Source organism: Halovenus anhuiensis, assembly GCF_037080055.1.
Lineage (GTDB): Archaea > Halobacteriota > Halobacteria > Halobacteriales > Haloarculaceae > Halovenus.
This window is the reverse complement of the sequence record NZ_JBAOJI010000006.1, coordinates 231,111-255,614: the sequence shown is the minus strand read 5'-3', so window position 1 is coordinate 255,614 and position 24,504 is coordinate 231,111. Positions and strand designations below refer to the sequence as shown.

Below are 24,504 nucleotides of genomic sequence, written 5' to 3'. Positions count from 1 at the left end.
GACGGCTTCGGCTACGTGAACGTCTACTCGCCGTGTGTCACGTTCAACGACGTGGATACGTACGATTACTTCCGCGATTCGCTGGTCGACCTCAAGGAAGACGACCACGACCCGACCGACCGCGAAGACGCCAAAGAGGTCATCCTCAGCGGCGACAAGGAGTACCAGGGCCTCATCTACCAGAACGAAAACAGCGTGCCATTCGAGGAGCAGGAAGGCATCGAGGCACCGATGAACACCGTGCCCGACGGCGCACCAGAGGGCGCGATGGATCTCGTTCGCGAGTTCTACTGAGCCACACGTTTTTTACTTATCGATGGTCGATTCCGTCCGAGATTGTTTCAGCGACGCGGGCACGAGTCGAGTACTCGGTTCGCTGCGACTCGAATAGATCACGGGCCGTCGCAGCGGCGTCTGGATCAGACCCGAAATCGAGGTCAGGGTATGCCACGTCGGTCAACACCAGTGGGTACGCCGGCGCAGGCCCCACGCCCTCTGGGCCGGAGAGTGGCTCCGGCGAGAGGACGCGGTTGATCCGATCGAGGTCCGATTCCCCACGGGCAACTTCGTCGACGAGAGTGACGAGCCGACGGACGAGCTGGCGGGCGAATCCGCCGGCCCGAAACGTCAGTTCGAGCATCGAACCCTCCCGAGAGAGCGCTGTCGAGAGCTCCCGCCGAGTGCCGGTGTCGTCCGGCGTGAGATTGTGAAAGTCGTGGCTGCCAGAGAGGGCATCCAGTGCGGCCCGCGCGGCGGATTCGTCGGCCGCGGGTGCGTGCAGGTAGTAGGTGTAGGTGCGGGCAGTTGCGTGATGGGTCGCGTGAAATTCCGGCGGGGCCGCAGCGCTCGCCCACGCGCGGATCGATTCGGGAAGTTCGCTGTTCAGCGCGGCCGGAGAGAGCCAGTCGGGACACTCGAAAGCGACAGTCTGAGCGAGCGCCGAGACGCCCGCGTCGGTCCGTCCGGCGGCGGCGTATCCCGGCGGCGTCTCCTCGTCGCTGTCGAGGATGTCGAGTGCGCGGAGTGCACCGAGAATCGTTTCCTCCACAGTCGGAACGTCTGGCTGGCGCTGGAAGCCGTGGTACGGACGGCCGTCGTACGCGACGCGGACGGCGCGCATCTCGCCCATCGAGTCACCCCGTCAGGCGTCCTCGATCCACGGCGGTTCTGCACGGGGCGGGCTGAACACATCGATGCCGTTGACCGGCATCTCCGCGCGATTTTCGGCCGCGTGGGGAACGTTCGGCGGAATTACGAATGACTCGCCGGGATTGATGACGTGTTCCTCGCCGTCGATCACGAAGGTGAACGTACCGTTGGCGACGTAGCCCGTCTGTTCGTGTTCGTGGCTGTGCTCCGGGACCGTCGCTCCCGATTCGATGTGGAAATGCTGGACGCTGGTTCGCTCGCCCGAGACGAGTTGTGTGAGATGAACCCCATCGACAACCTCGACAGTCCGACCGTCGGCAGGTGACATCGACTCCATATCCCGACAGACGGATTCGAGATATAAAGCCTTCAGCCACTACCGCGGGGGGCGGTCCAGATACTGTGAGAGGAGGCCACGAAGCACGTAGATGAGCCCGTTGTGCGATCCGTTCCCACAGATTGCACGTTCGCGAACCGTACCGTCAGAACGAACGACGGTACTCGCGAGTAATCCCTCGTCGTCGATGAGGAGTAACCGCCCGACGGAGATGCCGGCGTCGTGATCTGGCTGTGTCAGCCAGTCGAACTCCGAATCGAAGACGAAAATCTCGGAACTAGACTCGGAGATGCTTGTTCGGAGCGATTCGGAGCCGGCGCCGACGACCACATCGACGCCACGGTCGGTCGCCGAAATGAGCCGGTTGTTGACACCATCTGAAACCGCCTGCACGTCTCCGAGTAACAGCAATACTTCCGACTCTGCCCCGTCGATCAGCCGTTTCGCTCGGGTCGTGATCGTCTCCGCGCCGGTGAGCGACCAGATCTCGGGATCCGTACCGTTCGTCTCGGAGTTGGTCGTCCGCTTGAGTTGCCGTAACGACTGTTCGAGCCGTTCGATCCTGTTTTCGTGTTGCTGTTCGAGCACCTGCAACGCCTCGGTGATCGGAATCGCCCGAAATCGCTGCGGGGAGGAGTGCTGAATCTCGACCAGACCGTCCGATTCGAGCGACCGAACCGCCTCGTACACTCGAGTCCGGGGCACGTCGATATGCTCGCTCACTTCCCGCGCGGTCCCAGACGTGATCTTTGTCAAGGAGACGAAACATTTCGCCTCGTACTCACGAAGCCCGAACTGTTCTAACTCTTCGATAGCCCGATTCTGCGGGGTTTGCTCTGTCATGTCCCAACCACTCGACCTGCGTCAATTTTTACGCCCCTCCCTTATTAAATCTGAGTACAGATACTCAACAGAGATAATTAGGTCCCAAATCAGCGACAAAAGTTATAATAGGTAATGATAAATTCACCTATACACTCGGGGAGTATCAAGTCCGGACGTTTGTTATTACTACAATCACAAAGATTATGAGCGGAGACAGCGTATCGTTATCTGGCCGCCGGAATACATTGTCCCAACCACTGTATGCCGGGGGCCACTCCTTCAACGGCCGGAGGGAAACCATCTTAATGCAGGCGAGTGTACAGATGCGTATGGCAGATCAACCCGCCTCGGGAGAACTGTTCGGTATCCCGTACAATTTCGAGAAGCCGAGTCTGAGAGGGCTGCTCTCCTCGTACTGGCAACCCGGCGAGGAGATGCTCGTCAAAAAGGAGTTCGGCATCGGCTACACGCTCAATCTCGCGAACTGGCGGTCCTGGATCGTTCTCGCACTCGTCGGCGCACTGCTGTATCAGGAGCGATCCGGCTCCGACGAGACCGAAGAAGAGAGCGAGGAAACCGAGGAAGACGAACCAGTCGAAGTCGTCGTCGACTGAGCCGAATCAGCCCTGTTTTTACGATCCCACTCCGACAGTGGGTATGATCAATTTCGTCACGACCAACCCGGGAAAGGTCGCCGAAGCCCGGGAGTATCTCGACGAATCGGTCGAACAGTTGGATTTCGATTATCCCGAGCGCCAGGCGGCGGATCTGGCCACCGTCGCCGCTCACGGCGCACGAGCGGCCTATCGGCACGCCGGTGAGCCGGTGATCGTCGACGACTCCGGGCTGACAATCGACGCCCTCGATGGCTTTCCTGGCCCGTACTCCTCGTACGTCGAAGACAAACTCGGTATCGAGCGCGTCTGGGAACTCGCCGAGCGCGAAGACGAGCGCAGCGGTGCCTTCCGGGCGGTGATCGCCTACTGCGACGGCGACTCCTTCGAGGCGACGCCAGACCCGGTTGATACGGACCGACGCGGGCAGGACATCGCGGTGGAGGCCCGGGCCGATGCGACGACCGACGAACAGGTCGATGGTGAGGCGCTGCCGGTCCGGTTGTTCGAGGGCGTGGCACGAGGACAGATCGTCGAACCCCGAGGCGATGGTGGATTCGGCTTCGATCCGATCTTCGAGTACGATGGGCAGACCTACGCCGAGATGGATACCGAGGAGAAGAACGCGATCAGCCACCGGGGCCGAGCACTCGCGAAGTTCGCGGAGTGGTACGAGACGGCCGACCGGTGATCAGGCACGGGGATCCCGATCCGGGCCGGGATACTCGTCGTCGTGGATGCTTTCGTACAGGCTCTCGGAATCGAACAGCCGCGCGAACGCGTCTGGCGAGCGGATACTGAGAGTCATGTGTGGCTGGAGCGAGCGATTCGTCGCCGCGCTCGAGAGGTCGTCGTCGAAGGTCAGCAGATGTGCCGCCTCGCCCTGGTACGCCGAGGCCAGCGCCGGGTGATCGCCCTCGGGGTGAGTGACGGCGACCCGCTCTCGTTCGATCCGGTCTCGCCACGCCGCGGCGAGGTCATCGTCGGTGAGGGCAGTAATCACTGCCTCGGCGTCGTCGAGTAGCGGATCACTGGCGAGCAGTTCCACCCAGTCGTGGCGGCGGATGTGGTCCAGTGCCTCACGTGCTGGCCCGCCGACGAGCAGGTCCGCCGCCAGCACGTCCGCGTCGGCGACGATCCGGGCGGGGTTGGCCTCATTCATCGCTGTCCCGCTGGGTTGTGAGTTCCCGACGGATCCCGTCGGTCGTCACGTCGTACTCGTGTGCGCGCTCGAAGAGATCGGCCCAACTCGACTGGTCGGTCATGAGTCGGTTACGCACAGCGCTGAGGAAAAGCTCTCGGTCCCGTCAGACGGGTGTCTGACGGGCCTTTATACATCTCACTGAAGTGCATCCAGACGGGCGCGTGTCCAGACATCTTGTGCCCACAGCTCCCATCCTTCCACGGCGCGCCCTGCCTTTGATGCAGGTGTGTTTCGCCACGCGCCCCCGTTTTCTCGCTATCCAGCGACTGCCTCGCCGCGCAGCGTCTCCCGGACCTCTCGCAACGTGTCGGAATCGGTCAAGATTGCGATGGAGTCGCCCGCCTCGATCCGCGTCCGCGGCAGCGGGATCGACAGCGGTTCGTCGTCACGGCCGTGGGCGTAGATCCGCGTCTCTCCAGGGAGTTTGACAGCGACGACCCGCTTGCCGATAACCGGCGAGCCCTCGGGAATCTTGACGCTTGCGACCGCTAGCTCCTCGGTGAGATCGGCGATAACGTCGAAATCACCGCCCAACAGTGCGGTCTTTGCCCCCGCCGCGCCGAGCCGTTCGGGGTAGATGATCTCGTCGACGCTACTCGCGTACTTCTCGTACAGTTCGTCGCTGAAGTCTTCGTTGACCCGTAACACCGTGCGACAGCCGTGGGCGTCGCCGACGACGCAGGCGAGGAAGTTGGTGTTGAGATCGCCGGTCAATCCCCCGAGGGCATCCACCGTGTCTAGCCCGGCCTGTTCGAGCACCGCCTCCGTCGAGCCGTCCCCCTGAATGACCTCGAACCCCTCCTCGGTAGCGCGCTCGACCCGCTCTGGGTCCTGCTCGACGACCACCACGTCGTGGCCCTCCGTTTCGAGCGTCCGGGCCGTCCGCATTCCCACCCGCCCGAAGCCGACGATGACGAATTTCATGTGTTGACATACGGCATCACCCGTGAAAACGTTAGCCCTGGTATAGGATCGACGGGACAGTCGGGGTTAGTCGGCCCCAGCGATCCGGCTCTGGAGAATCGCAACCCGGGTCGCGAGCGCGAAAAAGACCGCGAGAAATGTTAGCACGACTGCCCAGGCGGCGGCGAGGTCGTGGGCGAGCACGGAGTGATCGAACGTCCCGGCCGAGAGGTACGGTTCGGCTCGCAGCCAGGTGTGATGCGGGCCTTCCAGCACCGGCCAGAAGTAATCGACCACGTCGTTGAACCCGTACCACGCGAGGGCGACGGCGACCGAGCCGACCGAAAAGCTCGCGTAGCGGTGGATCAGAAAGGCTTCGGCGGCCATCGCCGCGTGACTGAGGATCAGAAACCAGTAGAGCCACGGGGCGATGCCGGCCGAGCCGTTGAGAACCAACTGGACGTACGGCGTCCAGAGGCCGAGTTTGATACAGCCGAAGAAGGCAAGCATATGGAGCGGTCCGGCATCGAGGTCGAGTCGCCACGCGATCAGCGAGAGGCCGATAAACATGGTCGCGACCGGCGAGTCGGGGATGAGCGGGTAGGCGGCCAGCGGTGCGGCACCGAGTTGGCCCTCGACGAGCGGCGGCGCGAGATCAAACGGCTGTCCCGCGTAGTACCAGAAGCCAAAGAGCGTCCCGACGAGGTTGACCAGCGCAATCGGCCACGCCAGCCGGAGGCCCACGTTTTCGAGCCACTCCGGCAGCGGCGCGACGTAGCGAGGGAGCCCCCGGGAGTCGGGGACCGGTCGGTCGAAGTATCTCGCGACGACTCCGTCGATTCGCTGCCCGACGCCAGCACTCATTGTCCGTATGTCTGGCCGGCCGAGCAAAATTGTAGCGGTTGGCCCGTACGGGTGAGCGAATCGAAATGTTCCTTGTGACTGTTGACAAATGCAGCCACATGGACGAGCAGACGCCCCCCGCGACGCTCGCGTCCGAGCGAACAGCCCTGACAGTCGGGTCGGGTGCAGGGCTCGCCGGTGTCTTCGCCTTGCTCGCAGTGCTCGGAGCGAGAACGACGAATCAACCTGTCCTCCTAGCCAGCGTCGCTGCAGCAGTCGTCGGTGCGGCTCTCGGTGCCGTCGTCGGCTCTCGATTGCTGTCGATCAGATCGATCCGGTGGCTACTCGCCAGCAAACGGCGGACCCTGTTGAGTTGGCTGCCGCTGGCCGCGGCGCTCGTGGTCGTCCTCGTGCTCGGGATGAGTGAACTCCCAGCCGGATCCGGGGAGGCGTTCTGGCCCGGACTGGGAGCGGTGCTGCTGATGGTCGTCGGCTGGGCGGCAGTCATTCAGGCCGGACAGGACAGCGAAAGCACGGCCGCGATGAACCGGACGACCGTGGTACTCGCGCTTCCGGAGACGAGCCTCTTCGGGAGTGTCCTCGACGACCGATGGCGGCGACCGCTCAGGGCCGTGTTGGCTGGGACTCTACTCGCAACTGCGGCGATGATCGTCTCCTGGGAGAACTACGTGTCCGTGCTGTTCGTCCTTCCGGCCGTCCTGCTGTTCGTCCCGGGACTCAGGATGCAGCCGTACGTCGTCGACGAAGGGCTGATCTTCGAGAATTACCTCGGCTCGCGGATCGCCCTCGGCGCGACGTTCGCCTCCTGGGAGGAACTCCCGACCTACCGCGTCGAAGACGGGACGCTCGTCATCGAGCGCGATGTCGGATCACCGTTCAGATTCGACCGGGCCGACATCGAAGAATTCGAGCGTGTGACCGAGATGCTCGACCGGAATCTGAACTGACGGGGCTACGGGGCCACCACTCGCCTCAGAACGATCACGGATGCAAATGCCGGTCGTGATCGGCTGGTGATCAGCAGCGAAGCCACGCCTTCGGGTGCTCCTCCCGAAGGTGTCCCTGATACCTCTCGATCAGGTCAGGATAACAGGTTGCGACCGCGTCCCACTCGCAGTGATTGCACTCACGTTCGACGAGATCTGTCGCGCTCTGTACGTGACTCCCACTCCGGTACGTAACCATTGCACACCGTTCAGTGGTACGCGCATAAAAAAGTTGCCACGATATGGCAACCAATGAAGTCATTAGACAAACAGGACCAGCCAAATGACAACCGGAGAGTGCAGTTCACCGCAGGCGGCGAAACGGCTAAGCAGGTTGTCGTCAAAACAATAGCTATGTGCCAGTACTGTAACTACGGGTTTGCCGACGGCTGGACGCAGTTGATCGAGTACGACGAGGTGTACCAGCAGGCGATGGCGGCGACGACGGAGGCCGAGTACGGCTTCCACGAATCCTGGGACGAGTTGAGCGAAGAGGTGTACTAGTTCTCCCGCGGAAACGGATCCTCTCGGGAGGAGAGGGCCGTTTCGGCGTCCCATCCTTCGGGTGCGAGACACTCGTCGAGTTCCGTTCGGAGTCGATCTGTGTCGAGGTCGCGCCCGATGAAAACCAGTTTCGTCAGCGGTTCGTCTTCGCCCCACTCTCCGATTGGCCCCGCCTGGACGGATGGGCCCGCCTGACTCACTCCGAGGACCTCCTCGGGGCGGCTAGTCACCCACGTGAATCCCTTCGCACGGACGACGTTGCCCTCCCACTCGTCGAGCCAGTCAGCGAACGAAACCGGGTCGAACGGTCGACTCGCGCGGTAAATGGTTGATTCGACGCCGTGGCGCTCGGCGGCACTCTCGCTGTGATCGTGTCCGTCGTGACCATCCCCGGCGAGTGCCTGCTTCCAGCCTGGTGTCCGCTTCGCCGCCGCGAGATCGAACTGTCCGGTGCCGAGAACGAGTCCGGGGTCGATATCGCTGTAGGTCGTCCGATAGAGATCCGCTTCGGGTTGGAGTTCCCGGATCGTTGCCTCGATTTCGTCGAGGGCATCGTCGGGCACCATGTCGCATTTGTTCAACAGCAAGACGTTACAGAACTCGATCTGATCGACAAGCACGTCCGTCAGCGGTCGCTCGGGATCTGGAGCCGCCTCCGGCAGCGATTCCTCGGGATCGAAGGCCTTCCAGAAGCCGTAGGCGTCGATGACGGAGACGACGGCATCAAGACGGTACGCCTCGGGTGGGTCGGCGTCTTCGTCCACCCCCCGAGTGAGCGTTTGAGCGATCGGCAGCGGTTCGGAGATGCCCGACGCCTCGACAACCAGATGGTCAAACTCGCGGTCGGTCGCGAGTCGGCGGGCCTGGTCGAGTAGATCGCCCTGCAACCGACAACAGATACAGCCGTTCGAGAGGTCGACGATCCCCTCGTCGTCCGCCTCGGATTCGATCAGTTCGGCGTCGATGTTCACCTCACCCATGTCGTTGACGATGACGGCCAGTCGGCGGTCGCCGGGGTTCGAGAGTAGCCGGTTGACGAGCGTCGTCTTTCCGGCCCCGAGCGGTCCGCTGATGACTGTTACCGGCACCTGTTCGAGTTGTGTCGTGCTCATAAATTGGAGAGTTGGAGTCGTGAACCCGATGATCGGTCACGATGTGATCCCGATCAGGGTTCGAGCAGCACCTTCGTGATCGCCTCGTCTTCCTCTTCGCGGCTGTCGAACCGTTCGTACATCTCGGGCGCTTCGTCCAGACTGACCCGGTGTGAGACGACCCAGCTCGGATCGGCCCGCCCCTCGATGATCATATCGCGCAGTTCGCGATTGTAGGATTTGACGTTGCACTGGCCGGTGCCCAGCGCTTGGCCTTTCTCGAAGAGTTTGCCGAAGTCGATTCCGAGCCGACCCTGTGCGGCCATTTCGTCCGGTGCGCCGGGATCTTCTGGGACGTACAGCCCGGGAATACCGAGTTCCCCGGTCGGCCGAACGGCCCGGATCAGACTGTTGATCACCACCGCAGGATTCTCCTTGGCGGGATCGTAGGAGTAGTCGTCGCCCTTCTCGGTTTCTTCGGGATCGAGGGCCTGATAGCCGACGGCATCGACGCCCTTGTCGACCTCGCCACCGTGAGCGTCGATCACCTGCTCGACCGGGTCACCTTCGTCGAAGTTGATCGCGGTCGCGTCGCAGTGATCTTCGGCGAGGTCCAGCCGACTGGGGACGCGGTCGACGACGTAAATCTCCGAGGCGCCCTGGATCTTGGCGCTGTACGCGGCCATGAGCCCGACGGGCCCCGCGCCGAAGACGACGATCGATTCCCCTGGTTGGAGATTCGCCAGCCGAGTCCCGTGCCAGCCGGTCGGGAAGATGTCTGCCAAAAGTGAGAAGGCGTCCTCGTGTTCGTCGCCGGGCGGGAGTTTCAGCGCGTTGTGATCCGCGTACGGGACGCGAAGCTTCTCGGCTTGACCCCCCCGATACGGCCCCATCGCAACGTAGCCGTAGGCCCCGCCGGCAAAGCCCGGGTTCACGTTCGTACAGAACCCGGTGTAGCCGTTCTCACAGTTCTGACAGAACCCACAGGAGACGTTGAACGGCAGGACGATCCGATCCCCCTCTTCGAGTGTCGACACCGCTTCACCGACTTCTGTGACGACCCCCATGTTCTCGTGACCGAATATGAGTCCCTCTTCGGCGGCAGTCCGCCCCTCGTACATGTGCAGGTCGGACCCGCAGATGCACGTCGTCGTAATGTCGATAACGACATCGTTTGGATGTTCGATCTCCGGTTCCGGCACCTCTTCGATAGCGACATCATGTGGTCCCTTATAAACCACGGCGTTCATTGACATGAGTTACCACCACTCTTCACTACGGGCGAATCGACCATAAATCACGCTAGTAAAACATTTTCATCTGTTATTTCTAGATGCTACTTCGGACGGCGAGATTATTAACCAGTCGCGGAGAGCGGTTGGTCTGCGGGTGTCGGGGCTTTCGGGTGAGCGGCTACTGTCACCGAATCTTAAGTCGTCTGCGCGTGTGTCTCCAGATATGGCACACGTTCGAGAACACACCGATCTCAATCTCGACTCCCCGATGCTGGTCGAAGGGTTGCCGGGTGTCGGTATCGTCGGGAAAATTGCGACTGATCATCTGGTCGAGAACTTCGAGATGGAGTATTACGCGTCCTGTCACTGCGACGGCCTCCCACGGACGGCGGTCTACGAGGAGGGCGACCGGTCGATCCGTCCGCCAGTGCGGATCTACGCGGACGAACAACGGGACCTGCTCGCGCTCCAGAGTGACGTTCCGGTCTCGCCCGAATCTGCCCCGGAGTTTGCAAGCTGTGTTACCGGCTGGCTTGCCGACAACGACGTGTTACCGATCTACCTGAGTGGCCTCCCACAGGAGAAAGCCGATCCGCCCAAGATGTACGGCGTCGGCGTCGGGGCCGCCCAGGACCGACTGGCCGACCACGACATCGACGCACCCTCCGAAAGCGGGATGATCAGTGGCCCGACGGGCGCGCTGCTGGCCGAAGCCGGAGAACAGGAACTGGCCGCCATCGGCATCGTCGTGCAAGCGAATCCCCAGTTTCCCGACCCCGAAGCCGCCCGGACCGTGCTCGTCAATGCCATCGAACCGCTGCTGTCGGTCGATATCGACACCGACAAACTGGTCGATCAGGCCGAAGAAATCGCCGAGGCCCGCGAGAAACTCGCCCAGCGGATGCAGGAAGCCACCCAGCAGGAGAGTTCACAGGCGAAGCCACTCGGCATGTACCAGTGAGCGCCCGAACGGTGCGCTGAGAGCGAACTATCGAACCTCCCAACATGTTGGGGAAACGCTTGCATCCGGCGACCAGAAACACTGCTGTATGGTTTCACACGAGCGAAAGGCATCTGCGTGCGGGGACAGTCCGCTCATGGCCGTCGTTCCGGGCGTGATATCGGCAGGAACACTGCTGGTCGCGTTCACGCTGCTGGCGGCCGGGTTCGAGCACTTTTGGATCACGTTCGTCCTGGGATTCGGAGTCGTGTTGCCAGTCGCGATGGGTGTCGCTCGGCACCGTCAGGACAGTCCCCGACGGAAAGAGTCTACAGGCAGTGGTTCGACGAATGCGACGCCGGATGAGGACGCTGCACTGGCACGACTCCGCCAGCGGTACGCCCGCGGTGAGTTATCGGACACCGAGTTCGAGCGCCGACTCGAACGGCTAATCGAGACTGAATCGCACCTCGACCGCCGCGACACCGCTACTGAGCGGAAAAACTAACCAACGACGACGCCTGTCAGGGTGAGGAAAAGGCCGGGAGTGACCGTCCTATTCGTCGCTGTCTGTGTCGGCGGACGAATCGTCTTCGCCCTCGTCGTCCCCGTCGGCCACGTCGATAGCGACAGGGTCTGAGACGGGAGTCTCGGCAGGAGAACCACCGACCGCTCCGGCGAGATAGCCGACGGTCCCGCCGACGATTGCCCCGAGGGCTGCTCCGGTGCGGCTAACTCGTGAACCGAGCACGGTTCCGACGAAGCCACCGACTGCGGAGAGTTTCTTCGGATTCGCGTCTGTCTCTGTGCGAGAAGCCTCCTCGTGTTCTGTCATACCAATGACTATGGAGCGACACGCGTATAGGTGGACTGGTTGGCAACACTCTCGCCGTGAGTTCTGTGCCCGCTGACGCTGCCTGCGGTGCTGCAGCTATCGAGTGAGTAAATGAAAGAAGTGTTGTGGATTAGCCGAAGAGTTCGCCGAGTCCTTCGCCAGCGTCGCCGTCCTCTTCGTCGTCGTCGCCTTCGTCGGCTGCTTCTTCTTCTTCCTCGGCCTCTTCTTCCTCGGCCTCTTCTTCGCCACCGGCGTCAGCCGGGGCAGCGCCGCTTGAACCACCGGCTGCACCGCCTGCGGCGGGCACTGCGGTCGCTTCCTCGACGGCTTCCTCGATGTCGACGTCTTCCAGTGCGGCGACAAGCGCCTTGACACGGGACTGCTCGACGTCGACGCCCGCGGATTCGAGGACGCTCGTGAGGTTTTCTTCGTTGATCTCTTCGCCCGATTCGTTCAGGATGAGTGCTGCGTATACGTATTCCATGGTTATGTGTTAGAACATGTCTCCGAGTGCGTCGCCAACGTCGTCGTCGTCTTCGGCGTCGTCTTCTGCATCGGCCTCGTCGGCCTCGTCGGCCTCGGCTTCCTCCTCGTCGGCGTCCTCGGAGTCGTCAGGTTGGTCGTCGGTCTGTGCATCGGCTGCTGGCTCGTCGAGGTCCTGCAGTTCCTCCGGCAGCGCCTCTTCGTCGTCGATCTGCGCGGCGAGCGCGCGGACCTGCCCGTCTGCTTTGCTGATCAGATCGGGCATGACTTCCTCGTTCTCGATTGCCGCGTGCAGCGCGAGGTTTTTGGCCTCGCCGCTGGCTTTGGCCACCAGCGACGGGACCGTCTGGCTCGTCGCGATTTCGGCGTTGAGCGCGAGGTTCTGTCCACGAGCGGCCGCGGCGGAGATGTCCGCGCGGTACTGCTCGACGTCGAGTTCCAGATCGTCTGGCTCGAACAGCACACCGTCTGCGTAGACGGCGCGCAGGTCGAGACCGACCTCTTTTGGCTCGATGCCCAGTTCTGTGAGGACGTTCGAGAGATCCGCGGAGACCTCTTCGCCCGCCTCGAGGACGGTCGAGTCTTCGAGCACCTGAATCGAGCCTTCCTCGATCCGGGCGTTCGCGCCGACACTCTGGAGTTCGCCGACGAACGGACCGGGATCGATCCCCGTGTCACCCTCGGGAACGACGATGTCGTTCGGGGCGACCTCTCCGGCGTTGATCGGCGCCGAGGTCTTCGAGGCTTCCAGCTGCTGGAAGAGGCTGAAGGGGTTCTCGTTCGTGCCGATGAGTCCCACCTGACCGCTGATGAACTCGGTGAGTTCCTCGCGGCCGGAGCCGGCCTCGTCGAGTGCGCGGGAGAGCAGCGTGTTCCGCGAGACGCGGAGTTCTGCAAACCCGTGGAGATTCCGGCGCATGTCCTGCAACTGTCGGCTCGGAATGCCCGTGATCGCGACGACGCCGACGCTGTCGTAGCGGTCGAGGAAGTCACGAACCTTGTCGACTTCCTGTCGCTTCCACTCGGGAATCGTCTCGGTTTTGCGTTCCTGTGTGCTCATCTCAGGCCACCTCCGTGGCCGGGCCCATCGTGGTCTTGACGTAGACCGAATCGATGTTGAGCGGTCCTTTCTCCAGATCCGCGTGGAGACGACGGATGATCACGTCGATGTTGTCGGCGATGTCCTCGGCGGACATATCCTCCGCGCCGACACGTGTGTGGAAGGTCCGTCGATCACCGCTGCGGATCTGCACAGAGTTTTTCATTCGTTCGATGACCTCGACGATGTCGTCGTCGGGACTGACTGGTTCGGGCATCTTCCCCCGCGGACCGAGAACGGTCCCCAGATAGCGCCCGATATCCTGCATCAGTCGTTCCTCTGCGAGGAAGAAGTCAGTGTCTTCGGCGAGGTCTTTCGCCGCGTCGTCATCGTCGCCCAGGTCTGCCAGTTCGTCGGCATCGAGGACGTCATCGGCGACCTCCTCGGCGCGGATGGCGGTCTCGCCCTCCGCGAACACGACAATACTGGTTTCCTGTCCTGTGCCTTGCGGCAGGACGACGCTCTCGTCGACTCGGTTCGATGGATCGTTGAGGTCAATATCACGCAGATTGACGGCAATGTCGACCGTCTCGGTGAAGTTCCGAGCCGGTGACTCGTCAAGCGCGCGAGAGACTGCCTCCTCTATTTCCTGATCTGCCATTGTTCACCTCCGTAGTACGCCAGATGGCTTCTACGGGTCAGTGAAACAGGCGAAAGCCTGTCTCGGTTGGCAAGAGGCCGATGCGACACTTAAAACCGTCGAACCGGTGTGCAACGGACACCTGCGGCGGCCTGGCGCGGTCGACCGGCCGACCGATTCGGTGGCGGAGCGGACAAACAGCATCGTTTTGAGGACTGCGCCCCGAAAGAGCAGTACTGTGACAGAGGACGGCGAGCAATCGGTCGCCGAAGTGGAGTCCGACGAGTCTGAAGCGGCCGAGGAGGAGCCAGTCGAACCGATTGCTAGTCCGCCGGACACCGACGGTGAAGACGAAGGCGAGCAGTTCACTGCCGTCGTCCGCGAGGTCGAAGAAGTCCCCGCCTCGAACGTCCCGACGGACTATCCGGCTGGGATCGACACGGCCGAGGCAGTCGCCGTCCGACTGACGGTCAGAAAGACCGACGAGCCGGTGTTCGTACTCTACTTCGAGCCGACAGACCGCGGTCCCGACGACCGACTCGCCCGACTGCTCGCTGTCGCGGGCGTCGCCAGCGCCGAGGAGTTGGTCGACCGCGAACTGATACTGACGATTTCCGAGGGGTATTACGCGCCTGTCGTCCCCGACGGCGAGCCTCGTGGCACCGCAAGCGCCGTCTACGGCATCTTCGCCGGACTTGCTCCCTCGGCCGTGATCGGACTTGTCGGCATCTTCTCGCCGGGGGCGGCCTTCATCGCGACGACACCCTTCGTCGTCGGCTGGCTTGCCGCAACCTTTCTGCTCCTGCCGCTTTCGATCTATCTCGATGCACTAAATCTGCGGACGACGACCAACTGGACCGGCGGACCCCAGAAGTGGGCGGTGATGGCAGCGCTGCCCGGTTTGAATATCGTCATCGTCCCGCTGTATCTGATCGCCCGGGAGAATGCCGACCAGGTTGCCTGATCTGTGGAGGGTTCCTTCCGTAATGATTTTGCCTCGTACTCGCCAACATGAGAGTATGAGCGGCGAGCCAAGCGACGAAGAACTAGAAAAGATCCGCGAACAGAAGAAAAAACAGCTGCAGGAACAGCAGGGAGAGGGCCAAGAAGAGGCCATGGAGGCCCAGCGACAGGAAGCCGAGGCCCAGAAGAAGGCCATCCTCCGCCAGCATCTCAGCGATGGCGCGCGCAAGCGACTCAACACCGTCAAGATGTCCAAACCCGACGCGGGCGAAAAAGTCGAACAACAGATCATCGCACTGGCCCAGAGTGGCCGTATTCAGGGCGAAATTGACGAAGAAAAGATGAAACAGCTCCTCAAGGAACTGACGCCGGACTCGAAAAACTTCGATATCAAGCGCCGGTGAGATGGAGGTCGGCCTGCTCTCAAGCGGGGGGAAAGACTCCACGCTCGCTGCACTGCTTCTCGAAGACCACTGCGATCTCACCGTTCTGTGCTGTACCTTCGGGATCACCGACGACTACGAACACGCGATGGCTGCCGGCGAAGCCGTCGGCTTCGAGACCCGCCGCGTTGACCTCGACGATGAGGTAGCCCGCGATGCAATCGAGCAGATGGTCGACGACGGCTATCCCCGCAACGGCATCCAGACCGTCCACGAGCACGCCCTCGAACGTGCCGCCGAACTCGACTTCGACGGCATCGCGGACGGAACTCGTCGGGACGACCGCGTGCCGACGGTCCCCCGCTCGCTTGCACAGAGCGTCGAGGATCGGTACGACGTGGAACATCTCGCGCCACTGGCGGGGATCGGTCGCGGAGCAATCGACCGACTCGCCGAAGAACACCTGCGCGTCGAGACGGGACCGAGCGAGGAAATCGAGAAGGGCGATTACGAGTCGGAGCTTCGAGTGTTGATCGCCGAGGAGTACGGAGCGGAGGCGGTCGCGGAGATGTTTCCCGAACACGAGCAATCGCGGGTCGTCGGTCGGCGGTAGTACCGAAGTCGACGGCATGACGACATGTAGCGCATCAAAAGAGATGCCGACCAGCGAACGCTTCCCTTGTGGTCAATGACCGGGATATTTGTATGTGCAAGGCTGAATTAGCCAAAAAATGGCCCGCCGTACCACGGAGCTTCTTCCAGAGCAGGTTCGGTCACGATACGCTCTGAAGCTCCTGGTCGTTTCGTTGCTCATTACGATCGTCATCATTGCGGGCGGCGCAATCATCACAGCTCAGGTCTCTGATCGGGTCACGGCGGAACAGTTAGATTCAGTCGAAGGGACCGCAGAACTCGAAGCGGAGAGTCTCGCCAGATGGTTCGAGGGTGAACAGGAATCCATTCGGTTGTTATCGTCACACGAGGGAATCGATCCGTCGAACCAGACACAGACAGAGGCCACACTGAACGAAGAGATCAGCCGGCCTCCGGACGAACTTGTCAGTCTCCATATCGTCGAGCGGCCGACAGAGCAGCCGTCGAACGGAACGACTGAGGAGATCATCGCGAGCAGTGATGGGTTGACGGGTGAGCCGCTGGCCGCGAGTCAGATTGACTGGGGAGAGACCGTGACCGGCGACGAAGTGACGTTTCAGTTCGATAGCACGGCAGATACGCTCGTTTCGTGGGTCTATCTGGACAACGGGAATATGTCGGTCGCAATCGCCTCGCCAACACAGGACGGTAACCACGTTTTGATCGGCGAGTATCATCCGAGCACACGGGTCGCGACGGCGGCTGATGCGACCGAAGACACAAATACGGTCGTTCTCGGCGGTGTGAGCGGCTACGTGATGTTCGAGAAGGACAGCCCCGACGAGTTCCGTCCGTACAAGGGTGAAGCGACCGCGACGGAAGTCGAGTCACAGATCGAGGATCGACCGAATCAGTTCGCGCCGCTCAGCGGTGCCGAACTGGACGACACAGAGGTGAGAGGATACCACAGCGTGCCGAGCGACGGCGTCAACTGGGTCGTAGTGAAAGAAGTTCCTCGGTCGACGGCACTCGCGGTGACCAATCAGATTCAGACCGACCTGGCGGGGTTGATTGGACTCACTGCTGTCGGATTCCTCTTGCTTATCGGGATGACTCATTTCGGTCCGATCCACTCGATCAGACGACTCTCGACGCAGGCGGAAGCGCTCGCCGAGGGTGATCTCACGGTCGACGTGTCCGAGGGAGACCGCATCGACGAAGTCGGACAACTCAAAGCGAGTCTCCGTAAGACCAAACGCTACCTCGAAACGATCACCGAACAGTCAGAAAAGATCGCACAGCGAGAGTTCGACGACGAAGCACTCGACGAGGAGGTGCCGGGGCCGGTCGGTGAGGCAATGGTGAACATGCGTGATGACCTACAGGGGTTCATCCAGGAACGCGAACAACGCGAGCAACGACTCGAGGTGTTCAATCGCCTGCTCAGACACAACGTCCGGAATCGTCTCGACATCATCAGGAGCCACGCGGAACGGCTGTCCGACCGAACAGATGGCGACCATGCCGAAGCCGTATTGGAGACGGCAGATCGGTTGGCAGAACTCAGCACGCGCGCCCGGCGCATCGATCAATTGATGACGCGTGATCCTAAGCCGAAGACAGTCGACCTCACGTCAGTGATGTCCGATCTCCTCTCACAAGTCGACTCCGACGAGGTGACGATCAGCACCGACTTCCCGTCTGTGGCGACGCTTCGGACCGATGCCGAGATACTCCGAACGACACTGCTCAGTCCGCTGGAAAACGCCGTCAAGTATGCGGACTCGAGTGTCCACGTTTCGATACTATCGACGGCTGATGGCCACAGGATCGAGATTCGTGACGACGGACCAGGTATTCCAGCGGCCGAACTCGAACCACTGTCGACCGGAACGGAGACCGAACTACAGCACGGACGTGGGCTCGGACTCTGGCAGCTTAGTTGGGGCGTCGAGGCACTCGACGGAGACCTTTCTTTCGAGACCGGTGAAGGATCGACAGTTATCATAACGCTCGCCGATCTAGAGACTCGGTCAGAAGAGACAGCGTAGTCCTCCCGTGTAGCCCCGAGAGAATTGGCCGAGAAAATCTGTAAGAGTGAATCGATAGACCGTCGGTGACGGGCTGGTCGTGGATTGCAGACTACGGGATTTCGCCGTCGAGGCCGAGATGAATCAGCGTCCCGATGTAGAAGGTCCCGGTCACGACCAGTGCTGTCACGCGGCGCTCGAAGGAGAGCCCACCGAGCAACAGCCAGAGGCCGCCGAGCAGCAGCGCCATCAGCACGGCGTTGATCGGCACGCTGTGGGTCCAGCCGCGGTGTCGGTTGGTGACCAGTCCGATCACCGGGTCGACCAGCCCCGTCGCGACGATTGCGACCAGCACGATCAGCACCGCTCCGGTGACTTCCGGCGGGACCGGGAGGCCGACCCCGAGCCGGGTGGTCAGCGACTCGATGGCCGGGACGAACTCCGTCCAGCCCAACCCTGCCAGCGAGGCGATTGCGAGGACGACCAGGCCCTGAAACCACCGGACGGCCTTCTGTCGCGGTTTGGAAGTGTGGTGATCGATATCGGGATAGATCGACCCCACGAACGTCGCCGCGGCGGCCCCGATTCCGGCTGCGAAGGCGAGAATCGCCGAGAGAAAGAGGAAGTAGACGGTGCCGGCGACGACGGATCCCATCGCCGCCGCCCCGATTCTCCCCCAGCGTGCGTGTGTCGGATAGTTCGGCATGTGTGCGGTATTCTTGCTCAGTCGGTATATGTACTCGGGTTCGATCCACCCGACTCAGGCGGATTGTCGCCCGCTCGGTGCTCAGACGGACTCGGGGAGCCACCCACCGCTGACCTCGACATTCTGCCCGCTGATGTACTCGCTGCCCTCTTCGAGGAAAAAGAGCAGCGCCTGATTCATGTCCTCGAACTTGGCGGCTCGGCCCCGCGGGAGTTCGTCGGGAAACTCCGCGGAGTTCTCGACGGTGTACGGCGAGACGGCGTTGACCGTGATGCCGTCTGATTGGGTATCTGCTGCGAGCATCCGCGTGAACATCAGCACGCCAGATTTGGCGACGAAATACGGGAAGTTCTTCGGGCTGACCAGCCCCTTCTCGCTGGAGGCGTAGCCGACGTTGACGATGCGGCCGAACGACTGCTCGCGCATACCAGGCAGCGCGCGTTTCGAGCAGAGATAGGTGCCGTAGAGGTTGGTCTCGATGACCGTCTGCCACGTCTCGTGGTCCAGTTCCTCCCAGTGTCGCGGCGCGAACGCACCGACGTTGTTGACGAGAATGTCGACCGTCCCGAGTGCGTCTTCCACCTCGTCGAAGAGGTGGTCGACCGCGTCGGGTTCGGTCACATCTGCCTGGACGGTGGTGATTGCACCCGAGTCCTCACGCTGTGCAATCGTCTCGCGGACAGTCTCCGCTTCGTCGGCGCTCGACCGGTAGTGGACAGCCACGTCCGCGCCGCAGTCGGCCAGCGCGAGCAGGAACTCCCGGCCGACGCCTTTCGCGCTTCCGGTCACCAGTGCCGTCCGTCCAGAGAGGTCGGGATCGATCATGCGCCATCTTCGGTGCGAGCAGGCTTGAATCCGGGACAACCGGAAAGCGCGAGTCGAGTCGACCCTGCGGCCGGAGAACACCACAGTCATAGGGCCGCCCACCCCACAGGCAGGTATGTCAGTCGAACACCGCGAGCACGGTGCTGTCATCACGCACGCGCTCGCACAACACACGCTCACGGAGTTGCGAAGCGTCGACACCGAACAGATCGCGTTCCGGAAAGGGCTGGTCCGGCTCGGACGGGTCTGTGGCTACGAGATCATCGACACGTGGCTCGAAACCGAAGACGTCCCGGTCGAGACGCCGCTGACCGAGACGACCGGCCCGCAGATCCAGGGGCTGGACGATGTCGTGATCATCAACGTGCTCCGCGCAGCGACGCCCTTTGTCGAGGGGCTACTGAAGGCTTTCCCGGCGGCCCGACAGGGTGTCATCTCGGCAAGCCGCGACGAGAGCGCCGGGATGGACGAGAGTGGCTCGTTCCCAATCTCCGTCGAGTACGTCAAACTGCCGGAGATCCGTCCCGAGGATACGGTGATCATTGCCGACCCGATGCTCGCGACTGGAAGTACCCTCTCGGCGGTGCTCGGTCATCTGCTCGACGGTGAAGCCGATCCGGAGCAGTTGCTCGTTCTCTCGGCGGTCAGCGCGCCCGACGGCCTCGAACGGATCGACGGAGAGTTCCCCGGTGCCGAACTGGTGACCGTCTCTATCGACGATCATCTGAACGAAGAGGGATTCATCGTGCCGGGACTGGGCGATGCGGGCGACCGGGCGTTCCGAACCGAGTGATTACTCGAACGCCGCACGTCCGCTGGTCGCGCTACGGATCCGGTCCCGCAGTTCGCTAGCCTCCGGTTTCGGGACCCGCACGTCGAAGCAGACATCTGCCTCGTAACTCGCCTCGAACTCGACGCCCTCGCTTTCGAGAATGCCGCGGACGCTCCCGGAGTCGTCGTATTCGACGGTGATCGAGAATCGCTCGTGCGGGCGCTCTTCGACAATTTCGGCGTCTTCGATTGCCTCCTTGACTCCTCGCGAGTACGCACGGGCGAGACCCCCGACGCCGAGTTTCGTCCCGCCGTAGTAGCGGGTGACGACCGCGACGACGTTCTCCAGTTCTTCCTGTTCGAGGACGTTCAGAGCGGGTTTGCCGGCGCTGCCGCTGGGTTCGCTGTCGTCGCTTGCGTACTCCCGCAACGGTTTGGCGCGCACCCGGTAGGCGGGGACGTTGTGTGTCGCATCCGAATACTCTTCACTGATCGCGTCGACGAACTGCTCGGCCGCCGCGACGGTTTCGGCGGGGCTGACGTGGCCGATGAACTCCGACCCGCTGATCTCGAACGTCGCCTGTCCACGGCCGTCGACGGTCCGGTACGACTCGTTCACAGTCTCCGATTCGACGCTTACTGGCTTGTGCGTTTCGACGGCGACGACGCGGGGAATCCGGTAGTTTCAGCGGGTGGGAATCCAGACAGCCATCAAGTATCGAGCGAACAAATCTTCCGGTGGTGCCGACAGTCATCGGAAACGAGCGGATCAGCCTCCCCCAGACACTCGACGGGTGCGAGCGGTTCCCCGTCGAACAGCGACGGATCCCGCTGCAGTGTCACAGCGGCCGGGCGATTGGCGAACAGTGGCGCGGGATTCCGGTCGACGAACTCGTCGTCGCCGCGGAGATGCCAGACGCGACGACACACCTGCTGGTCCACGGCACGGGCGAGTACCGGATGTGTATCGAGATCCGCGACGCGTTTGACTGCCTTCTTGCCTACGAGTGCAACGGCGAGGCGGTCGGCAGCGAGCGCGGAACGACACGGCTCGTTGGACCCGGAATCGATTCGACGCACAGCGTGAAAGGTGTCCAGCGCATCGAAGGGATCCACCTCGACAGTGACGACGACCCGACAGAGTTAGAGACGACGGGCGAGAGCGACGGGGAGTGAGAGGACTCCTGGCCCGGAAGATTTTCACTGATTCCGCTCAACAGCCGGGATATGGAGTACACGACACTCGGCGATACGGGACTGGAAGTCAGTCGCATCTGTCTCGGTTGCATGAGCTTCGGCACCCCGGAGTGGCGGGAGTGGGTGCTCGAAGAGGAAGACAGCCATCCCATCATCGAACGCGCCATCGACCTCGGAATCAACTTCTTCGACACCGCCAACATGTACTCGGTCGGCGAATCCGAGCGCATCCTTGGTAATGCCCTCGAAGGCAGGCGAGACGAAATGGTCGTCGCCACGAAAGGTTTTTTCCAGATGGACGACGATGACCCGAACTCCGGGGGACTCTCGCGGAAGGCAATCGAGCAGGAACTGGACGCCAGCCGCGAGCGACTTGGGATGGATACCATCGATCTCTATCAGATCCACCGCTGGGACTACGACACGCCCATCGACGTGACGATGCAGGCGTTAGACGACGCCGTCCGGCGCGAGAAGGTCCGCTATCTCGGCGCGAGTTCGATGTGGACCCACCAGTTCGCCGAGGCCCAGCACACCGCCGACCGGCAGGGACTCGATCAGTTCCGCACGATGCAGAACCACTACAATCTGCTCTACCGCGAGGAGGAACGGGAGATGCTGCCGTACTGCGAGAAGAACAACATCGGCGTCATTCCGTGGAGTCCGCTGGCGCGTGGCTACCTCGCACGCCCGCACGAGGAGTTCGACGCGACGACCCGCGGCGAGTCCGACGAGTACGCGAAAGACCACCCCTACTTCGAGGGAAACGGCCAGGAGATCAACGAGCGCGTGCAGGAGATGGCCGATGAGAAAGACGCCTCGATGGCACAGATCGCACTCTCGTGGGTCCTGCACAAGGACGTTGTCGACGCGCCAATCGTCGGCACGACGAGTATCGAGCACCTGGAAGAGGCCGTCGAAGCGCTCGATATCTCGCTGTCGGACAGCGATATCGAGTGGCTGGAGGAGCCGTACGAACCAGTATCAGTCAGCGGCCACGAGTAGCTGATTCGGTCGCGGAGCGGCCAGCGCGAGGCCTCAGTTCTCGACCCAGATCGTCTCGATACCGCAGTTCGGACAGTCCCGAAGCGTCTGTAGGGGGCCGTCCGCAGACGACACAGCTTCGTCGGCGACTCTCGCAGTTGCTGTCTCGCCGCAGATCGCACACTCGAATTCGACGTTCACAGTCAGAATTTATCCGAATTGGATTCTATATATCTGACTCATTCGACTCCGCCACGGACGCTCTCGGCAACCGTTCGGATCGTCTCGGACTCCTCGTCCGAGTACGCGATAAATCGAACGTCTGCGAGGGAGTCCGGCTCGTAGTTGTGAATGACCTCGGCTATGATCCGCGCGCCTTCGTCGAGACTGAATCCCGCGACGCCACAGCCGAGCGCAGGCATAACGAGTGATTCCGCTCCGAGTTCGTCGGCTTTTTCGAGCGTATTCCGGGTCGCGTCGGCGATGCTCTCGGCCGTCGCCTTGCCGTCGCCGTAGTGTGGCATCGCCGCGGCGTGGATGACGTGCTCGGCGTCCAGCGCGTAGGCGTCCGTGACCGCGACTTCCCCGAGATCGACTGGTCCCTTCGAAACCGCCTCGTCGTTGATCTGCTGGCCCGCGCCGCGGCGCAACGCACCCGCCACGCCGGATCCCATCTGCAGACTCGTCCCCGCGGCGTTGACCAGCACGTCCGCTGATTGCTGTGCGATATCGCCCTGTACGACCTCGAATTTCATGTGTGCTCGTTGACTTGCCTCGATAAAAAGCGTTGGACAAACTGGCGGGACTACCACTCCTTGCAGTCGGGACAGACGTACTGGCCGTCGTCGTGCCACCGCCGTGGGACCGCGGTTCCGCAGGCCTCGCAGGGCGCACCGTCGGGAGAGACTGCCGCCGTCGCCACCGCCGGATCGACTGTCGTCGAAGCCGGCTCGTCGCCGTCGGTCGGTTCCGAGTCGTCCGTTTTGGGGTCGTCTTCGCCGTCGTCCGACTCGGAGTCGCGGGCGAATTCGTCGAGCGAGTGGTCGGACATATCCAGTCGTTGCATCTCGATGTATCTTAGCCCATCGGTCGCGGACCGAGAGGGACACACACAAGTACACCCCGGCTAACACTCAGATATGAGCATTCCATCCCGACTCATCGAAAGCATCGTCGACATGCCCGGGGAGTTCGCCGAGGTCGCCACGCAGGGGCCGATCGAGGGGCTACTCGTCCTCTTCGGAGCGATTTTCGTCATTGCACCGACGGCCTATTTCGGCTATCTCTCCGTCGGCGCGATTCTCAGCGTCTTCCTGCCGGAGTCGTTCGGTGCCGAACACCCCGAGAGCTGAGTCGAGAGCACTGTTTATACCGGCTCGTTGGCAAACGGAGCGGATTCGCCTGCTCCAGAGAGAAGGTGTATCCAGCGTGGGTTGCTAGTCGGGCCCTCGAAACGGCGACAGGAGACGCCGGCCGTCACAAGCACCTGCACGGGTGACTATCTCCGACGCATTCGACGGACAATTGGGGAGGTTCCTGATCGACTGAAGTTGGCTATTCAACACGACGCTCGTCGTTGGCGAACGTGTTCGCGGCCGATTCGCTCTTCGTAGCCGTGACAGGATATGTCACGACGGCCAATGTTTATGTGTCGACCGCCGTACCCTTCCGGTAGTGCCCGCTCGTGTCTTTGACCGGCCGCTGCTGAAGAGGGCATTGGTACCGATCGGCGTATTTTCGACACTTTGTGTCGTCGGTATCGTTGGCTTCGTCTATCTCGAAGGAGTGTCCGTCATCGAGGCGGCCTACTGGCTTCTCGATCCGACGAGCATGGAACTCCACGGTGTCGATAACGGTACCCGGGCGTTCAGTCTCGTCGTCGTCGTCGGACTCATCCTCTCGGCACTGTGGATCGGGGAATCCGTGCTCGGGGCAGTCTTCGGCGGGCAGATCGAAACGGAGCTCAAACGAATGCAAACAAAACGACAGATCGACAACCTCTCCGGCCACCTGATCGTCTGCGGGTACGGGAGTTTCGGCCGTACGATAGCGAACACGCTGACGAACGCTGGTCGGGACGTTGTTGTCATCGAACGAGACGAGAACCGCTTCGAAACCATCGAAGACGACGACATTCTGGCGGTGCAGGGCGATGCGCGGATGGAAGGGGCCCTCGAAGAGGCAGGGGTCGAACGAGCAGAGGCAGTCGTTGGTGCGATTGACAACTCGAACGCGAACATCGAGATCGCAATCCTCGCAAGCCAACTGGCTCCGGACGTACGAGTGATCGTGCGGGTCGGCAACCAGCGGTACTCGAAACTCGCCCGCCGCGCGGGCGCAGACGATGTAATTATTCCCGAAATCAGGAGTGGCCAGGACGTCTCGCAGTCGATCCTCTGACT

At 62.0% G+C, this 24,504-nt stretch carries 34 protein-coding genes and 1 pseudogene; 16 read left to right on the top strand and 19 right to left on the bottom strand.

All coding sequences use genetic code 11. The features are described from left to right. Nucleotides 1-294: pseudogene (locus V8P86_RS15040) on the top strand (2-oxoacid:ferredoxin oxidoreductase subunit beta); the annotation flags it as partial. A 16-nt stretch (nt 295-310) separates the two neighbouring features. On the opposite strand, the gene truA reads toward V8P86_RS15040, so the two are convergent. The 3 genes from truA to V8P86_RS15025 are packed head-to-tail and all read right to left on the bottom strand — an operon-like array spanning nt 311 to nt 2,329. After that, nucleotides 311-1,120, bottom strand: a complete 810-nt coding sequence (gene truA / locus V8P86_RS15035; protein WP_336328109.1) for a tRNA pseudouridine(38-40) synthase TruA — start codon at nt 1,118-1,120, stop codon at nt 311-313. Between the two features lie 21 nt (nt 1,121-1,141). Further along, entirely contained in the window at nt 1,142-1,486 is a 345-nt protein-coding gene (locus V8P86_RS15030; protein WP_336328106.1) for a cupin domain-containing protein, read from the bottom strand. A gap of 39 nt (nt 1,487-1,525) precedes the next feature. After that, the gene (locus V8P86_RS15025) at nt 1,526-2,329 is read right to left on the bottom strand and encodes a TrmB family transcriptional regulator (protein ID WP_336328105.1); all 804 of its coding nucleotides are present in this window, start codon (nt 2,327-2,329) and stop codon (nt 1,526-1,528) included. A 311-nt stretch (nt 2,330-2,640) separates the two neighbouring features. Here V8P86_RS15025 and V8P86_RS15020 point away from each other — a divergent pair, with 311 nt between their 5' ends. Both V8P86_RS15020 and V8P86_RS15015 read left to right on the top strand, forming a co-directional pair. Continuing rightward, nucleotides 2,641-2,925 (top strand): DUF5808 domain-containing protein, encoded by a 285-nt coding sequence (locus V8P86_RS15020; RefSeq protein WP_336328104.1) that lies wholly within the window; start codon nt 2,641-2,643, stop codon nt 2,923-2,925. 43 nt (nt 2,926-2,968) lie between these two features. Beyond that, nucleotides 2,969-3,616 (top strand): non-canonical purine NTP pyrophosphatase, encoded by a 648-nt coding sequence (locus tag V8P86_RS15015; RefSeq protein WP_336328103.1) that lies wholly within the window; start codon nt 2,969-2,971, stop codon nt 3,614-3,616. Here V8P86_RS15015 and V8P86_RS15010 read toward each other — a convergent pair whose 3' ends face one another. The 3 genes from V8P86_RS15010 to V8P86_RS15000 form a co-directional block, all read right to left on the bottom strand. After that, nucleotides 3,617-4,087 (bottom strand): DUF7384 family protein, encoded by a 471-nt coding sequence (locus tag V8P86_RS15010; RefSeq protein WP_336328102.1) that lies wholly within the window; start codon nt 4,085-4,087, stop codon nt 3,617-3,619. It lies immediately after the preceding gene. A gap of 297 nt (nt 4,088-4,384) precedes the next feature. Beyond that, nucleotides 4,385-5,053 carry a potassium channel family protein gene (locus tag V8P86_RS15005; RefSeq protein ID WP_336328101.1) on the bottom strand — a complete coding sequence of 223 codons (669 nt, stop codon included), beginning with the start codon at nt 5,051-5,053 and terminating at the stop codon, nt 4,385-4,387. A 66-nt stretch (nt 5,054-5,119) separates the two neighbouring features. Continuing rightward, complete coding sequence (locus V8P86_RS15000; RefSeq protein WP_336328100.1) at nt 5,120-5,896, bottom strand: DUF1405 domain-containing protein; 777 nt, start codon at nt 5,894-5,896, stop codon at nt 5,120-5,122. A gap of 98 nt (nt 5,897-5,994) precedes the next feature. Here V8P86_RS15000 and V8P86_RS14995 point away from each other — a divergent pair, with 98 nt between their 5' ends. After that, nucleotides 5,995-6,843, top strand: a complete 849-nt coding sequence (locus tag V8P86_RS14995; RefSeq protein WP_336328099.1) for a hypothetical protein — start codon at nt 5,995-5,997, stop codon at nt 6,841-6,843. Between the two features lie 70 nt (nt 6,844-6,913). On the opposite strand, the gene V8P86_RS14990 is transcribed toward V8P86_RS14995, so the two are convergent. Further along, nucleotides 6,914-7,081 carry a hypothetical protein gene (locus V8P86_RS14990; protein WP_336328098.1) on the bottom strand — a complete coding sequence of 56 codons (168 nt, stop codon included), beginning with the start codon at nt 7,079-7,081 and terminating at the stop codon, nt 6,914-6,916. A gap of 155 nt (nt 7,082-7,236) precedes the next feature. Between V8P86_RS14990 and V8P86_RS14985 the strand changes: the two genes are divergently transcribed. Further along, nucleotides 7,237-7,386 carry a hypothetical protein gene (locus V8P86_RS14985; protein WP_336328097.1) on the top strand — a complete coding sequence of 50 codons (150 nt, stop codon included), beginning with the start codon at nt 7,237-7,239 and terminating at the stop codon, nt 7,384-7,386. Here the strand turns inward: V8P86_RS14985 and V8P86_RS14980 are convergent. After that, nucleotides 7,383-8,498: a CobW family GTP-binding protein gene (locus V8P86_RS14980; RefSeq protein ID WP_336328096.1), complete on the bottom strand. Its 1,116-nt coding sequence runs from the start codon at nt 8,496-8,498 to the stop codon at nt 7,383-7,385. The two genes, V8P86_RS14985 and V8P86_RS14980, sit on opposite strands and share 4 nt — an antisense overlap. Nucleotides 8,499-8,551: 53 nt before the next feature. Then, on the bottom strand, nt 8,552-9,727 hold the full coding sequence (locus V8P86_RS14975) for a glutathione-independent formaldehyde dehydrogenase (protein WP_336328108.1): 1,176 nt from the start codon (nt 9,725-9,727) through the stop codon (nt 8,552-8,554). A 208-nt stretch (nt 9,728-9,935) separates the two neighbouring features. Between V8P86_RS14975 and V8P86_RS14970 the strand changes: the two genes are divergently transcribed. Both V8P86_RS14970 and V8P86_RS14965 read left to right on the top strand, forming a co-directional pair. Further along, nucleotides 9,936-10,673: a proteasome assembly chaperone family protein gene (locus tag V8P86_RS14970; RefSeq protein WP_336328095.1), complete on the top strand. Its 738-nt coding sequence runs from the start codon at nt 9,936-9,938 to the stop codon at nt 10,671-10,673. A gap of 88 nt (nt 10,674-10,761) precedes the next feature. Beyond that, nucleotides 10,762-11,160 carry an SHOCT domain-containing protein gene (locus V8P86_RS14965; protein WP_336328094.1) on the top strand — a complete coding sequence of 133 codons (399 nt, stop codon included), beginning with the start codon at nt 10,762-10,764 and terminating at the stop codon, nt 11,158-11,160. A 48-nt stretch (nt 11,161-11,208) separates the two neighbouring features. On the opposite strand, the gene V8P86_RS14960 is transcribed toward V8P86_RS14965, so the two are convergent. The 4 genes from V8P86_RS14960 to V8P86_RS14945 all read right to left on the bottom strand — a co-directional run bounded on the left by V8P86_RS14960 (nt 11,209) and on the right by V8P86_RS14945 (nt 13,670). After that, nucleotides 11,209-11,487 carry a hypothetical protein gene (locus tag V8P86_RS14960; RefSeq protein WP_336328093.1) on the bottom strand — a complete coding sequence of 93 codons (279 nt, stop codon included), beginning with the start codon at nt 11,485-11,487 and terminating at the stop codon, nt 11,209-11,211. Nucleotides 11,488-11,617: 130 nt separating this feature from the next. Further along, on the bottom strand, nt 11,618-11,971 hold the full coding sequence (gene rpl12p, locus V8P86_RS14955) for a 50S ribosomal protein P1 (RefSeq protein ID WP_336328092.1): 354 nt from the start codon (nt 11,969-11,971) through the stop codon (nt 11,618-11,620). Nucleotides 11,972-11,980: 9 nt separating this feature from the next. Continuing rightward, nucleotides 11,981-13,030, bottom strand: a complete 1,050-nt coding sequence (locus tag V8P86_RS14950; protein WP_336328091.1) for a 50S ribosomal protein L10 — start codon at nt 13,028-13,030, stop codon at nt 11,981-11,983. A gap of 1 nt (nt 13,031) precedes the next feature. After that, the gene (locus V8P86_RS14945) at nt 13,032-13,670 is read right to left on the bottom strand and encodes a 50S ribosomal protein L1 (protein WP_336328090.1); all 639 of its coding nucleotides are present in this window, start codon (nt 13,668-13,670) and stop codon (nt 13,032-13,034) included. Nucleotides 13,671-13,887: 217 nt separating this feature from the next. On the opposite strand from V8P86_RS14945, the gene V8P86_RS14940 reads away from it, so the two are divergent. The 4 genes from V8P86_RS14940 to V8P86_RS14925 all read left to right on the top strand — a co-directional run bounded on the left by V8P86_RS14940 (nt 13,888) and on the right by V8P86_RS14925 (nt 17,640). Further along, nucleotides 13,888-14,613, top strand: coding sequence for a hypothetical protein (locus V8P86_RS14940; protein WP_336328089.1), 726 nt, complete (start codon nt 13,888-13,890; stop codon nt 14,611-14,613). A gap of 55 nt (nt 14,614-14,668) precedes the next feature. Beyond that, complete coding sequence (locus tag V8P86_RS14935) at nt 14,669-15,016, top strand: DNA-binding protein (protein ID WP_336328088.1); 348 nt, start codon at nt 14,669-14,671, stop codon at nt 15,014-15,016. A gap of 1 nt (nt 15,017) precedes the next feature. Further along, the gene (locus V8P86_RS14930; RefSeq protein WP_336328087.1) at nt 15,018-15,608 is read left to right on the top strand and encodes a DUF7411 family protein; all 591 of its coding nucleotides are present in this window, start codon (nt 15,018-15,020) and stop codon (nt 15,606-15,608) included. Nucleotides 15,609-15,726: 118 nt separating this feature from the next. Further along, complete coding sequence (locus V8P86_RS14925) at nt 15,727-17,640, top strand: HAMP domain-containing sensor histidine kinase (protein ID WP_336328086.1); 1,914 nt, start codon at nt 15,727-15,729, stop codon at nt 17,638-17,640. A 91-nt stretch (nt 17,641-17,731) separates the two neighbouring features. Here the strand turns inward: V8P86_RS14925 and V8P86_RS14920 are convergent, their stop codons facing one another. Then, complete coding sequence (locus V8P86_RS14920) at nt 17,732-18,325, bottom strand: metal-dependent hydrolase (RefSeq protein WP_336328085.1); 594 nt, start codon at nt 18,323-18,325, stop codon at nt 17,732-17,734. Between the two features lie 81 nt (nt 18,326-18,406). After that, on the bottom strand, nt 18,407-19,150 hold the full coding sequence (locus V8P86_RS14915; RefSeq protein ID WP_336328084.1) for an SDR family NAD(P)-dependent oxidoreductase: 744 nt from the start codon (nt 19,148-19,150) through the stop codon (nt 18,407-18,409). Nucleotides 19,151-19,265: 115 nt separating this feature from the next. On the opposite strand from V8P86_RS14915, the gene upp reads away from it, so the two are divergent. Then, on the top strand, nt 19,266-19,943 hold the full coding sequence (upp, locus tag V8P86_RS14910; protein WP_336328083.1) for a uracil phosphoribosyltransferase: 678 nt from the start codon (nt 19,266-19,268) through the stop codon (nt 19,941-19,943). On the opposite strand, the gene V8P86_RS14905 is transcribed toward upp, so the two are convergent. Further along, nucleotides 19,944-20,540 carry an IMPACT family protein gene (locus tag V8P86_RS14905; RefSeq protein WP_336328082.1) on the bottom strand — a complete coding sequence of 199 codons (597 nt, stop codon included), beginning with the start codon at nt 20,538-20,540 and terminating at the stop codon, nt 19,944-19,946. 122 nt (nt 20,541-20,662) lie between these two features. On the opposite strand from V8P86_RS14905, the gene V8P86_RS14900 reads away from it, so the two are divergent. Then, nucleotides 20,663-21,097: a molybdopterin-dependent oxidoreductase gene (locus tag V8P86_RS14900; RefSeq protein WP_336328081.1), complete on the top strand. Its 435-nt coding sequence runs from the start codon at nt 20,663-20,665 to the stop codon at nt 21,095-21,097. Nucleotides 21,098-21,148: 51 nt separating this feature from the next. After that, nucleotides 21,149-22,123: an aldo/keto reductase gene (locus V8P86_RS14895; RefSeq protein ID WP_336328080.1), complete on the top strand. Its 975-nt coding sequence runs from the start codon at nt 21,149-21,151 to the stop codon at nt 22,121-22,123. Nucleotides 22,124-22,156: 33 nt separating this feature from the next. Here V8P86_RS14895 and V8P86_RS14890 read toward each other — a convergent pair whose 3' ends face one another. The 3 genes from V8P86_RS14890 to V8P86_RS14880 are packed head-to-tail and all read right to left on the bottom strand — an operon-like array spanning nt 22,157 to nt 23,153. Continuing rightward, nucleotides 22,157-22,303, bottom strand: a complete 147-nt coding sequence (locus V8P86_RS14890) for a hypothetical protein (RefSeq protein ID WP_336328079.1) — start codon at nt 22,301-22,303, stop codon at nt 22,157-22,159. 38 nt (nt 22,304-22,341) lie between these two features. Further along, a complete protein-coding gene (locus V8P86_RS14885) occupies nt 22,342-22,857 on the bottom strand; it encodes a macro domain-containing protein (protein ID WP_336328078.1) in 516 nt (171 codons plus the stop codon). 50 nt (nt 22,858-22,907) lie between these two features. Then, complete coding sequence (locus V8P86_RS14880; RefSeq protein WP_336328077.1) at nt 22,908-23,153, bottom strand: DUF7573 domain-containing protein; 246 nt, start codon at nt 23,151-23,153, stop codon at nt 22,908-22,910. An 88-nt stretch (nt 23,154-23,241) separates the two neighbouring features. Between V8P86_RS14880 and V8P86_RS14875 the strand changes: the two genes are divergently transcribed. Beyond that, a complete protein-coding gene (locus V8P86_RS14875; protein WP_336328076.1) occupies nt 23,242-23,454 on the top strand; it encodes a DUF8024 family protein in 213 nt (70 codons plus the stop codon). A 322-nt stretch (nt 23,455-23,776) separates the two neighbouring features. Then, the gene (locus V8P86_RS14870) at nt 23,777-24,502 is read left to right on the top strand and encodes a potassium channel family protein (protein WP_336328075.1); all 726 of its coding nucleotides are present in this window, start codon (nt 23,777-23,779) and stop codon (nt 24,500-24,502) included. Nucleotides 24,503-24,504 lie beyond the last annotated feature (2 nt).

Excerpts from the sequence above, each read along its gene's own strand:
- V8P86_RS14980 (WP_336328096.1), bottom strand. The coding sequence starts at position 8,498 with ATGAGCACGACACAACTCGAACAGGTGCCGGTAACAGTCATCAGCGGA.
- V8P86_RS14920 (WP_336328085.1), bottom strand. The coding sequence starts at position 18,325 with ATGCCGAACTATCCGACACACGCACGCTGGGGGAGAATCGGGGCGGCG.
- V8P86_RS15030 (WP_336328106.1), bottom strand. The coding sequence starts at position 1,486 with ATGGAGTCGATGTCACCTGCCGACGGTCGGACTGTCGAGGTTGTCGAT.
- V8P86_RS14880 (WP_336328077.1), bottom strand. The coding sequence starts at position 23,153 with ATGTCCGACCACTCGCTCGACGAATTCGCCCGCGACTCCGAGTCGGAC.
- V8P86_RS14885 (WP_336328078.1), bottom strand. The coding sequence starts at position 22,857 with ATGAAATTCGAGGTCGTACAGGGCGATATCGCACAGCAATCAGCGGAC.
- V8P86_RS15025 (WP_336328105.1), bottom strand. The coding sequence starts at position 2,329 with ATGACAGAGCAAACCCCGCAGAATCGGGCTATCGAAGAGTTAGAACAG.
- V8P86_RS14960 (WP_336328093.1), bottom strand. The coding sequence starts at position 11,487 with ATGACAGAACACGAGGAGGCTTCTCGCACAGAGACAGACGCGAATCCG.
- V8P86_RS14970 (WP_336328095.1), top strand. The coding sequence starts at position 9,936 with ATGGCACACGTTCGAGAACACACCGATCTCAATCTCGACTCCCCGATG.
- V8P86_RS15010 (WP_336328102.1), bottom strand. The coding sequence starts at position 4,087 with ATGAATGAGGCCAACCCCGCCCGGATCGTCGCCGACGCGGACGTGCTG.
- V8P86_RS14915 (WP_336328084.1), bottom strand. The coding sequence starts at position 19,150 with ATGATCGATCCCGACCTCTCTGGACGGACGGCACTGGTGACCGGAAGC.
- V8P86_RS14925 (WP_336328086.1), top strand. The coding sequence starts at position 15,727 with ATGGCCCGCCGTACCACGGAGCTTCTTCCAGAGCAGGTTCGGTCACGA.
- V8P86_RS14950 (WP_336328091.1), bottom strand. The coding sequence starts at position 13,030 with ATGAGCACACAGGAACGCAAAACCGAGACGATTCCCGAGTGGAAGCGA.
- V8P86_RS14945 (WP_336328090.1), bottom strand. The coding sequence starts at position 13,670 with ATGGCAGATCAGGAAATAGAGGAGGCAGTCTCTCGCGCGCTTGACGAG.
- rpl12p (WP_336328092.1), bottom strand. The coding sequence starts at position 11,971 with ATGGAATACGTATACGCAGCACTCATCCTGAACGAATCGGGCGAAGAG.
- V8P86_RS14990 (WP_336328098.1), bottom strand. The coding sequence starts at position 7,081 with ATGGTTACGTACCGGAGTGGGAGTCACGTACAGAGCGCGACAGATCTC.
- V8P86_RS14930 (WP_336328087.1), top strand. The coding sequence starts at position 15,018 with ATGGAGGTCGGCCTGCTCTCAAGCGGGGGGAAAGACTCCACGCTCGCT.
- V8P86_RS14935 (WP_336328088.1), top strand. The coding sequence starts at position 14,669 with ATGAGCGGCGAGCCAAGCGACGAAGAACTAGAAAAGATCCGCGAACAG.
- V8P86_RS14995 (WP_336328099.1), top strand. The coding sequence starts at position 5,995 with ATGGACGAGCAGACGCCCCCCGCGACGCTCGCGTCCGAGCGAACAGCC.
- V8P86_RS14985 (WP_336328097.1), top strand. The coding sequence starts at position 7,237 with ATGTGCCAGTACTGTAACTACGGGTTTGCCGACGGCTGGACGCAGTTG.
- V8P86_RS14975 (WP_336328108.1), bottom strand. The coding sequence starts at position 9,727 with ATGAACGCCGTGGTTTATAAGGGACCACATGATGTCGCTATCGAAGAG.
- V8P86_RS15015 (WP_336328103.1), top strand. The coding sequence starts at position 2,969 with ATGATCAATTTCGTCACGACCAACCCGGGAAAGGTCGCCGAAGCCCGG.
- V8P86_RS15020 (WP_336328104.1), top strand. The coding sequence starts at position 2,641 with ATGGCAGATCAACCCGCCTCGGGAGAACTGTTCGGTATCCCGTACAAT.
- V8P86_RS15000 (WP_336328100.1), bottom strand. The coding sequence starts at position 5,896 with ATGAGTGCTGGCGTCGGGCAGCGAATCGACGGAGTCGTCGCGAGATAC.
- V8P86_RS15005 (WP_336328101.1), bottom strand. The coding sequence starts at position 5,053 with ATGAAATTCGTCATCGTCGGCTTCGGGCGGGTGGGAATGCGGACGGCC.
- truA (WP_336328109.1), bottom strand. The coding sequence starts at position 1,120 with ATGCGCGCCGTCCGCGTCGCGTACGACGGCCGTCCGTACCACGGCTTC.
- V8P86_RS14875 (WP_336328076.1), top strand. The coding sequence starts at position 23,242 with ATGAGCATTCCATCCCGACTCATCGAAAGCATCGTCGACATGCCCGGG.
- V8P86_RS14965 (WP_336328094.1), top strand. The coding sequence starts at position 10,762 with ATGGTTTCACACGAGCGAAAGGCATCTGCGTGCGGGGACAGTCCGCTC.
- upp (WP_336328083.1), top strand. The coding sequence starts at position 19,266 with ATGTCAGTCGAACACCGCGAGCACGGTGCTGTCATCACGCACGCGCTC.
- V8P86_RS14895 (WP_336328080.1), top strand. The coding sequence starts at position 21,149 with ATGGAGTACACGACACTCGGCGATACGGGACTGGAAGTCAGTCGCATC.